The sequence below is a fragment of the Streptomyces verrucosisporus genome (genome assembly GCF_017114865.1).
Lineage (GTDB): Bacteria > Actinomycetota > Actinomycetes > Streptomycetales > Streptomycetaceae > Streptomyces > Streptomyces fenghuangensis.
The window spans coordinates 66,070-75,272 of record NZ_JADEYH010000025.1 but is presented as its reverse complement, the minus strand read 5'-3'; the positions used below and the strand labels follow the sequence as shown (position 1 = coordinate 75,272).

Sequence of the window (9,203 nt, the reverse complement as noted above, 5' to 3'; positions counted from 1 at the left end):
GCCCCGGCCTAGGGAGGAGAGCGGGACGGAACCCGGGGAGGACGCCATCCGTACCCTCGCCGCCGGGTTCTGACCCGCCGGACCCGCCACGCCGGGACGCCCCGCCCCACCGCCGTCCCGGCCGTACCGCGTCCACAGGACCACGAGGACGACCGGGACCGGGGCAGGCCCGCCGCGGGGCCGCCCCGGTCCCGGTCTGCTCCGCCGGGCTCACCCGACCGGGGCCACGGTCTCCCCGCCGGTCTCCCCGCCGGTTCGCGGAGTACCGTCACCGTCCGGTGTCCGCCGCTCCGGGCCGCCGTCCGAGGCCAGGGCACCGGCGTCGCCGGCCTCCTCGGCCAGCCGCTCCATGCCGCTGGTGGTCTTCAGCGGCTTCTCCCTGATGAACACGACGGCGACCAGGGCGAGCAGGGCGAAGGGCGTCGCGACGAGGAAGAGGTCCGCGGTGGCGACACCGTAGGCGTGCTCCACGATCGCCCGGACCGGCGCGGGCAGGGCGGTGACGTCGGGGACGCCGCCCTCCGGGCCGCCGGGGGCCTGGGCCCCGGCGGCGGGAACGCCCGCCTGCTCCAGCCCCCGGGTCATCTCGGTCGCGACCCGGTTGGCCAGGATCGCGCCGAGCACGCTGGTGCCGATCGTGCCGCCCATGCTGCGGAAGAAGGACAGCACGGAGGTCGCCGCGCCCAGCTCGGCGGCGGGGACGTCGTTCTGCGCGGCCAGCACCAGGTTCTGCATCAGCATGCCGACCCCGATGCCGAGCACCGCCATGTAGACGCTGAGCAGGCCGAAGCCCGTGCCGGAGTCGATCGTGGCGAGCAGCCCGAGACCGGCGGTCATGGTGACCGCGCCCGCCACCAGGTACACCTTCCACCTGCCGGTGGCGCTGATGACCTGGCCGGCGACGGTGGAGGAGACCAGCAGGCCCAGGATCATCGGCAGGCTCATCAGACCGGCGACGGTCGGGGACTTGCCCAGGGAGATCTGGAAGTACTGGGAGAGGAAGACGGTGCCGCCGAACATGGCCACACCCACCAGCAGGCTGGCGACGGTGGTCAGGGTCACGGTGCGGTTGCGGAAGATGTCCAGGGGGATGACCGGCTCGGGCACCCGCGACTCGACGTGGACCGCGGCGATCAGCAGCACGGCGCCGCCACCGGTCAGGACGGCGGTCTGCCAGGAGAGCCAGTCGAACCGGTTCCCGGCCAGCGAGGTCCAGACGAGCAGCGCGCAGACGCCCGCGACGATCAGGAAGGCGCCCAGGAAGTCGATCCTCACCTCGCGCCGGACGGTGGGCAGCCGCAGGGTGCGCTGCAGCAGCACGATCGCCAGCAGCGCGAACGGCACGCCGATGAAGAAGCACCAGCGCCACCCCAGCCACGAGGTGTCCACCAGGACGCCTCCGATCAGCGGCCCGGCCACGGTGCCCACGGCGAAGACGGCGCCGAAGACGCCCGCGTACCTGCCCAGCCTGCGGGGCGGTATGACGGCGGCCATCACCACCTGTGCCAGGGCGGTGAGGCCGCCCGCGCCGATGCCCTGGACGACCCGGCTGAAGATCAGCAGTTCGACGCCCTGGGAGAAACCGGCCAGCAGCGAGCCGGCCACGAACATGCCCAGGGAGAGCTGCAGCAGCAGCTTCTTGTTGTAGAGGTCGGACAGCTTGCCCCACAGGGGCACGGTCGCCGTCATGGCCAGCAGTTCGGAGGTGACGACCCAGGTGTAGGAGGACTGACTGGCCCCCAGGTCGGTGATGATCCGTGGCAGCGCGTTGGCCACCACCGTGCCCGCCAGGATGGCGACGAACATGCCGGCCATCAGGCCGGACATGGCCTGGAGGATCTGCCGGTTGGTCATGGATGTGGGCGGCGCCTGTTCAGGCGCCTGCGATGCGGTCACAACGTCCTTCTCCGGGGCTCTGGGCTCTCAGGGCTTGGGTCCAACGGGTCGCTCATATGCCGGCAGGGAGCGCGCGGGGCGGGTCAGCGCCGCCGGTTCTCGCCGGACGGCGCCGGCAGCCCGGCGGCCAGGTGCTCGAAGACCTGCCGGAAGACATCGGTGAAGGCGAGCCGGTCCTGCTGTGCGCACCAGTGCTCGACGGCGACCCGGACGGCGGTGCCGCCGACGGCGGCCAGCAGGCGCGGGTACAGGTCCAGCGCTCTGCGCCGTTCCTTCTCGGAGGCGGAGGGCACCGGGCCGGCGGCGGTGGCGGGACCGCCGCCGAGGCGCTCGGTGAGCGCCTCGGCCAGGCCGAGTTCGTCGGCCAGATGCGCGGCGAGGCTGCGGGCGAGCAGATGCGGCGAGGCGCTCAGCACCCTGGCGTGGAGATCCCACACCTCGTGGCGCTGCTCGATCTCCGCCAGCTCCGCCGCCATGGCCTCGCGCAGCGCCTCCAGCGGGGAGAGGCCGGCCGGTGCTTCGAGCACACCGCGACGGACCCGCGCGCCCGACTCCGCGTCGACCATGACGAAGGCGTCGTCGCGGGCGTCGAAGTAGTTGAAGAACGTCCGGGGGGAGACACCGGCCGCCTCGCTGATGGCCTCGACGGTGACGTGCTCCGCCCCGTGCTCCGCCGCGAGCCGCACCGCCGCTTCCGTGAGAGCGGCGCGTGTGGCCCGCTTCTTGCGCTCCCGCAGCCCGCTCCCCGCAGCCTTCTTCTCCACCACATTTTGCATGCTAGGCAAAAATGCATGCTCTGTAAAAATTATTTCCGGCCGTGCCGCCTGCTCTGCCGCCCGTCTCCTTGCAGCCCCCAGCGGCCCGTCAGCCCCCGGCCGGGCTCCTCATGCGCTCCAGTTCGCCCAGGACGCGGGTCAGGTCGCCGGGGGCGGCGGCGAGGCGGACCGGGCGACCGGCGTCGTCGAGTTCGGCGATGTGCCAGTGGCCGGGAACGGCCTTCCCGTCGCTGCCGCGGACACGCCGCACCTCCTTGACGGTGAGCCGCTCCACGGGAATCGGCTTCGCCGCGAACCGGCCGGGGCCGGGGTGCGGCGTCACCGCGGGTGGCCCGCCGCCGATGACGATGTGAGTGCCGAAGTGGTGCGGGTTGTAGCCGGTGGGATCCAGGAAGCGGGCGCTCAGGAAAACCTCCATGTCCTGTCCCGCGGGCTCCTCGGCCCCTGGAACCTCCCCGGGCGCGCGGACGCGTGTGGCGCGCCAGGCCCGGGCGAGCAGGCTCACCGTGACCAGCGACCCCGCGGCCGCCCACACGGTCCCCGCGGCGGAGTCGAACGGGCCTGTGGGGTGGAGGTAGGCCAGCGGCAGCAGCCACAGGGCCGTTGCGGCGAGCGCACCCACGAACGGAAGCTCCGACGGGAGGACCTCGTCGTCGGGCAGCCTCCGCCGGCGCAGCCACAGCAGCACCCGCGCGCCGGGCCAGCCGGCGGTCAGGGCGCACAGGGCCGCGAGGACGGCCACACTTCCCGGGGTGACGACGTGCTCGCGCCACACGTGCCGCTCCCCGGCGACCTCCACCACCTCGCCCCGCCACAGGGTCAGCTCGACCCTGTCGCCGGGCCGGAACCCCCGGGCGGCCTCCTGGGAGACCCTGAGCCGCTCCAGCGGCCGGCCACCGGTGAAGTACAGATGGCTGGGGTTCCTGGGGCGGCCCGCCTCGGTCCGCTCGATCTCGGCCGGCAGGGTGCTCAGGCACTCGCCCCGCTCGGCGGCGGGCGTCCGGGCGGTGCACGGCACGGCCGACTTCCACGCCCGCTCCCCGGCGGCGGTGCCCGATATGGACCACACCGCCAGACCCGCCCCCGACAGCAGCAGCACGCACAGGCCCAGCGACCCGAGCCGGCCGTATCCGGCGGTGCGGTGGGAGATGACCGGCAGATGCTCGGAGCGGGGGTTTCCGTGACGGCGGTGCAGCGCACGGAGCGTCTCCAGGGCCGCGTCGAACTCCGGGTCCTCGGAGGACCAGCTGCGCGGCAGGGGCAGCAGCCGCCTGCGCCCGTCGTGCAGCACCACACCGACGCAGCGGGTGTCCGGAGCCTTGTGGTTCCACTCGTTCCTCATGCGGATCTGCAGATCGGCGATTCCGGACCACGGCATGCTCCGGCGGCGCGGCAGCGTCCGGACGCGCAGGCCGTACGCGTCGGCGCTCACCCGGGCGACGGCGCCGCGCAGCGAGGCCAGGGCCACCAGCGCCGACAGCAGGGCGACCCCCGACCACACACCCCACAGTCCGCCGCGATCCGCCGAGTACACCGCGGCCGCGGCCGTCACGGCCGCCCCCGCCGCTCCCAGAACGGCGAAGACCCACAGAGCGCGCCGGTAGGGGGAGCGGCAGGTCAATTCCCGGACATCGGTCATGCGCGCAACCCTGCCGCCGTCCGGCCGTGACCTCATGTGCACGATGCGGCAGCTTTCCGCCCGGCGACGCTTCCGGATACGGGAGACCCCGCCTCCCCGGCCCGGCCGGTCATCGCGGGGAGCCCTCGCGCCCGGGCGGAACCTCATGGCTTCCTTAGGGCTTCCTGAAGAAGCGCTTCTCCGGCGCCCCGCGGGCCCCGGGCCTGTCTAGGCTCTCGCCCGGCCCCCTCCGAGGGGCCCGGCAGACACGACCGCTTCTGCCGGGCCCCTCCTGCGGGCCGACCGATTTCCCGACCGACTCCCCGAGGTACCGTCCGCATGAGCTCCCGCCGAGCCGGCCATTCCCGCCACCGCTCCCGCGCCCGTTCCAAGGGCACCCCGTCGGCGCGCGACATCGTCCTCGCGCTCAGCGTGGTCACCATGGCGGCGGGCGCCGGCCTCACCGTGGCCGCCGGCGGGGGGCAGGACGGACCGGCCGACCGCGTGGCGGCCGACGCGTCCGGTACCGCGCACGACACGGAGGCCGGGGCGGCCGGCGGCGCGTCCCCTCCCGCCTCCCCCGACCCGCGGAAGAGTGCGTCCGCCTCGCCGGATGACGACGGGGCCGGGAAGTCCGGGAAGCCGGGGAAGCCCGGAGAGCCGGGGGGATCGGAGAAGCCCGCACGCGGCGCCGCCCCCTCCGCCTCCGCGCCCGCCCCCGGAACCGCCGGGGGAGCGGGACAGGACAGGCCGGCCAGGAGCGAGCAGAGCCGCGCGGCCGGCTCCGAAGGCACCACCGGGTCCGGCGGCGGGAAGGGCGCCAGCGCCCCAGGGGCGGACGCACCGGAGGACGGCGGGCCGCAGGCGCGGGTACTCGCACTCGTCAACAGGGAGCGGACCGCCGCCGGTTGCCGCCCGGTCACCGCCAACACCCGGCTTGCACGGGCCGCGGAGGACTACAGCGACACCATGGCCGCCTCCGGCGTGCTGTCCCACACGGGGCCCGACGGTTCCACGATGGCCGGCCGGGTCGAGGCGGCCGGGTACGCCTGGAGCAACCTGGGCGAGAACATAGCCCAGGGACAGCCGGACGCCGCCTCGGTGATGAAGGCGTGGATGGACAGCCCCGGCCACCGCGCGAACATACTCAACTGCGCCTTCGAGGAACTGGGCGTCGGGGTCCACTTCGGGGACGGCGGCCCGTGGTGGACCCAGAACTTCGGCACCGGACGGTAGCGGCACGGCGCCGGAGAACGCCCGCGGGCATGAAAGAGGTCCGGCCCCGGTGCGAGTGCACCGGGGCCGGACCTTCCAGTAGCGGGGACAGGATTTGAACCTGCGACCTCTGGGTTATGAGCCCAGCGAGCTACCGAGCTGCTCCACCCCGCGGCGGTGCCACCACTGTACGGCACGCCCCGGCCCGAGGTGAAACGGGCAGGTCGGCAGGGGAATTCAGCCCGCGCCCGCGGCGCGCCCGGTCCGGGTGCGCACGGTGGCGCCCGCGCAGGCGATCACGGCGACGCCGCCGAGGACGGTTGGCCAGGTGATCTGCTCGCGCAGGAGCAGCGCGGCCCAGCAGACGCTCATCACGGGCTGGACGAGCTGCACCTGGCCGACCCGCGCCATCGGGCCGATCGCAAGACCCCGGTACCAGGCGAAGAAGCCGAGGAACATGCTCACCACCCCGAGGTAGGCGAACGCGGACCACTCGGCCGGACTCCCGGCCGGGGGGTGCGACGAGGCAGAGAGGGCGGTGAGGGCCGCCATCAGCGGCGCGGAGAGCACCAGCGCCCAGGAGATGGTCTGCCAGGCGCCGAGTTCACGGGCGAGGATCCCGCCCTCCGCGTAGCCGATGCCGGCCGCCGCGACGGCGCCGAGCAGAAGCAGGTCGGACCAGTGGAGCCCGTCGAAGCCGCCCCCCTGGAGGGAGGCGAACACGACCGCGGCGACCGCTCCGACGGCCGCCATGACCCAGAACGGGGCAGGGGGGCGCTCGTGCCCGCGGAGCACGGCCATCACCGCGGTCGCGGCCGGCAGGAGCGCGATCACGACGGCGCCGTGGCCGGCCGAGGCGGTGGTCAGGGCGTAGGAGGTCAGCACGGGGAAGCCGACGACCACGCCGCCGGCGACGACCGCCAGACGGCCCCACTGGGCGCCGCGGGGTGGACGCTGCCGGGTGACCGCCAGCGCGACCGCCGCGAGCAGCGCGGCGACCACCGCACGGCCGGAGCCGACGAACAGCGGTGACATCCCGCCGTCCTCGACGGTGACCCGGGTGAACGGGACGGTGAACGAGAACGCCCCGACCCCGAGCAGCCCCCACCCGAGACCGGAGCGGGACGGGGATAGCGCCTGGGCTTCAAGGACGGTAGCGCTACTGTTGTGTGTCATGGACAACGATAGCAGTTCGCGGATCGTCGCCGATCTCCGCGAATGGATCGCGTCGGCCGCCCCGGGCGCGAGACTGCCCTCCACACGCACACTGGTCGCCCGTTACGGGGCGAGCCCCGTAACGGTCCAGAAGGCGCTGCGGACCCTTGCGGCGCAGGGAGCGGTGGAGAGCCGCCCCGGCGTGGGGACCTTCGTCCGCGCGATCCGAGTGGCCCGTCCGAACGACTACGGGTGGCAGACCGCGGCGCTCGGATCGCCGCGCAACCGGGTGCCGCAGCTCTCCACGGCACTGCGTACCACCCCGAACGACGTGATCGCGCTTCACTCGGGCTACCCGGACCGGGAGTTGCTGCCCGAGCGCCTGGTCCGGGCCGCGTTCACCCGTGCGGCCCGGAGCGACGCCGCCGTCAGCCGCCCCCCTGCCGCCGGGCTGCCCGAACTCCAGGCGTGGTTCGCGGCCGAACTCGCCACCGCGACACCGGCCGGAATCACGCCGCCGGCACCGGGCGACGTCGTCGTCTTCCCCGGAAGCCAGAGTGGACTGGGCACCGTCTTCCGTTCCCTCGTCGGAGCGGGCCGCCCGCTGCTGGTGGAGTCGCCCACCTACTGGGGCGCGATCCTCGCCGCCGCGCAGGCGGGCGTACAGGTCGTGCCCGTTCCCAGCGGGGCGCGCGGCCCCGACCCGGAGGAACTGACGCGGGCGTTCGAACAGACCGGGGCGCGCGCGTTCTACGCCCAGCCGAACTTCGCCAATCCCACCGGCGCCCGGTGGTCGCCCGATCTGGCCGACCGGATCCTCGGCACCGTCCGAGACCACGGCGCGTTCCTGATCGAGGACGACTGGGCGCACGACTTCGGCATCGAGGCGGACCCGGTCCCGATCGCCGCCCGGGACGACGGCGGGCACGTCGTCTACCTGCGCTCCCTGACCAAGAGCGTCTCCCCGGCCGTCCGCATCGCCGGCGTCGTCGCCCGGGGCCCGGCCCGCACACGCGTCCTCGCCGACGCCCAGGCCGAGTCGATGTACGTCAGCGGCATCCTCCAGGCCGCCGCGCTCGACGTCGTCACACAGCCCGCCTGGCGCACGCACCTGCGCAACCTGCGCCACCAACTCGCCTCCCGCCGGGACCTGCTGACCGCGTCACTGCGGGAGCACGCGCCCACCGCCCGCCTCGAAGCGGTACCGCGGGGAGGGCTGAACATCTGGGTCCGGCTGCCGGACACCACCGACCTGGCACGGCTGGTGAGGGACTGCGGGGGCGACGGAGTCATCGTCGCCCCCGGCGGCGAGTGGTTCCCCGCCGAACCGACCGGGGCCTACCTCCGGCTCAACTACTCGGGACCCAACCCCGGCGCCTTCCCCGACGGCGCGCGCGCCGTAGGACGGGCACTCGCCCGGCAACGGACGCGGTAGCGCCGTCGGCCGCGATACCCCATCCGGGTGCCGCCGGTGTCCGCCGGATGCCGGAGGGCCCCGTGTGAGCGGGCGGCGGCGGGGGCACCGATCCCGCATGCGCATCGTGATCAACGGGACGGCCGGGAACACCGGCCCCACCGTCGAAGGCCGCCCGCGCGCCGAGGGCGCGCACGGCGCCGGCCGGGCCCGGCGCCCGTCCACCGTGTCCGGCCCACCGCGAGCCCGGCCCACCGGGAACCGTGCCGCGGCACGGCGGCGCCCGTGACCGCCGGGGAGGTCCGGGCACGCCCCGGACCGCCGACCGCGCTCGCACTGCTCACCGCCGCCCACGGCGGGCCGGCCCTGGCGGTCACCGCCGTCACGGGTCTGCTCGCGCTCCGCGGCGGGCTGCGCCCGGCACAGACCGCCGCCGTCACCGCCGCGGTGCTCGCCGGCCAGCTCACGATCGGCTGGGGCAACGACCTGCGCGATCTGGCCCGCGACCGCGCCGCCGGCCGCTCCGGCAAACCGCTGGCCGCCGGAGACCTCCCGGCGGGCACGGTGGTGCGCGCCCTGGGCGCGGCCGCGCTCGCCTGCCTGGTGCTGTCCGCGCTCACCGGCCCGCGCGCAGCTCTGGCCAACATCGTCCTCGTCACCGGCGCGGGCCACGCATACAACCTCGGCCTCAAGGCGACCCGCTGGTCCTGGGCGCCGTACGCCTGCGCCTTCGGGGCGCTGCCCTCGGTGGCCACCCTCGCCGGACCCGCCCAGACCTGGGCGGCGCCGTGGGCGACCGGCGCCGGCGCCGCGCTCGGAGTCGGGGCGCACCTGCTCAACACCCTGCCCGACCTCGCCGACGACGAACGCGCCGGGGTACGCGGCCTGCCGCACCGGATCGGTGAACGCCCCTCGCGCGCCCTGGCCGCCGCTCTGCTGGCCGCCGCCTCGCTGCTCGCCGTGCTGGGCCCCGCCGGAAACCCTCCGGCCTGGGCACTCGCCGCCCTCGCGCCGGTGGCCGCCCTCACCGCACTCACCCTGGCCGCGCACGGCCGCACCCCCTTCCGGGCCGCGGTGGCCGTCGCCCTGCTCGACGTCGTACTGCTCGTGGCGGCCGGCCGATGACGCC

At 74.9% G+C, this 9,203-nt stretch carries 7 protein-coding genes and 1 tRNA gene; 3 read left to right on the top strand and 5 right to left on the bottom strand.

What is annotated here, in order from left to right; all coding sequences use genetic code 11:
- Positions 1-210: 210 nt before the first annotated feature.
- The 3 genes from IQ279_RS22540 to IQ279_RS22530 all read right to left on the bottom strand — a co-directional run bounded on the left by IQ279_RS22540 (position 211) and on the right by IQ279_RS22530 (position 4,311).
- Positions 211-1,854, bottom strand: a complete 1,644-nt coding sequence (locus tag IQ279_RS22540; protein ID WP_206350913.1) for an MDR family MFS transporter — start codon at positions 1,852-1,854, stop codon at positions 211-213.
- 125 nt (positions 1,855-1,979) lie between these two features.
- Positions 1,980-2,672, bottom strand: a complete 693-nt coding sequence (locus IQ279_RS22535) for a TetR/AcrR family transcriptional regulator (protein ID WP_206350923.1) — start codon at positions 2,670-2,672, stop codon at positions 1,980-1,982.
- Positions 2,673-2,760: 88 nt separating this feature from the next.
- Entirely contained in the window at positions 2,761-4,311 is a 1,551-nt protein-coding gene (locus IQ279_RS22530; protein WP_206350912.1) for a PH domain-containing protein, read from the bottom strand.
- A 318-nt stretch (positions 4,312-4,629) separates the two neighbouring features.
- Between IQ279_RS22530 and IQ279_RS22525 the strand changes: the two genes are divergently transcribed.
- Positions 4,630-5,526, top strand: coding sequence for a CAP domain-containing protein (locus tag IQ279_RS22525; RefSeq protein WP_206350911.1), 897 nt, complete (start codon positions 4,630-4,632; stop codon positions 5,524-5,526).
- Between the two features lie 79 nt (positions 5,527-5,605).
- On the opposite strand, the gene IQ279_RS22520 is transcribed toward IQ279_RS22525, so the two are convergent.
- Positions 5,606-5,679 (bottom strand) — tRNA-Met (locus IQ279_RS22520).
- Between the two features lie 63 nt (positions 5,680-5,742).
- Positions 5,743-6,681, bottom strand: a complete 939-nt coding sequence (locus tag IQ279_RS22515) for a DMT family transporter (protein ID WP_206350910.1) — start codon at positions 6,679-6,681, stop codon at positions 5,743-5,745.
- Between IQ279_RS22515 and IQ279_RS22510 the strand changes: the two genes are divergently transcribed.
- Positions 6,680-8,095, top strand: coding sequence for an aminotransferase-like domain-containing protein (locus IQ279_RS22510; RefSeq protein ID WP_206350909.1), 1,416 nt, complete (start codon positions 6,680-6,682; stop codon positions 8,093-8,095). The genes IQ279_RS22515 and IQ279_RS22510 overlap by 2 nt on opposite strands.
- 264 nt (positions 8,096-8,359) lie before the next feature.
- Positions 8,360-9,199 (top strand): UbiA family prenyltransferase, encoded by an 840-nt coding sequence (locus IQ279_RS22505; RefSeq protein ID WP_307792486.1) that lies wholly within the window; start codon positions 8,360-8,362, stop codon positions 9,197-9,199.
- Positions 9,200-9,203 lie beyond the last annotated feature (4 nt).